Raw genomic sequence first — 514 nt, 5'->3', positions numbered from 1 at the left:
CGAAGCAATCATTGTTCCGCCATCAACGCATCCGGTTCACACAGAGACTTACCTGAATGCTCTCTCTGACACAGAATGGTCCGAGCTACGTGCAAAAGCGACGCGCTCCCGTCGAACAGGACAGCCTGCCCTTCTTTGTGGCGATTGCGGTCATTCAGTCTACGGACGAGAGTCGAGCAACGGGCGCCGGCACTGCTTTCACTTTGGAACCGAGACAAAGGACTGCCGGTGGGCCTCGGCCAATGCATCCAGCTTTCGCTCCATAGATGCGAACAAGTTTCAAGGACAGCAGGAAGGTGCGCGTCACAAGCAGCTAAAGGCCATGATCTGCGAGATACTGGAATTGGACCCTTATGTAGCAGCGGCTGGCATCGCTCCTGAGCGCTATACAAAGGGTCACGAGGGGCAGTACGCATTCCCGGACGTCTATGCGTCCAATTGCTATGGCGGACCGGTGGCGTTCGAAATTCAGCTGTCCACCACTCAACTCCCGACCATTACTCGCAGAGAAGAT

Annotated in this window: 1 protein-coding gene; it reads left to right on the top strand. The window is 55.6% G+C overall.

The window, feature by feature from the left end; genetic code table 11:
* Window positions 1–322: 322 nt before the first annotated feature.
* Window positions 323–514: hypothetical protein (locus tag Q3Y53_RS13085; RefSeq protein WP_303536820.1), on the top strand; the 192-nt coding region annotated here is incomplete at its 3' end.

The sequence above is a fragment of the Synechococcus sp. YX-04-1 genome (assembly GCF_030546365.1).
Classification (GTDB): Bacteria; Cyanobacteriota; Cyanobacteriia; order PCC-6307; family Cyanobiaceae; genus Parasynechococcus.
This window is presented reverse-complemented; position numbering and strand designations above follow the sequence as displayed.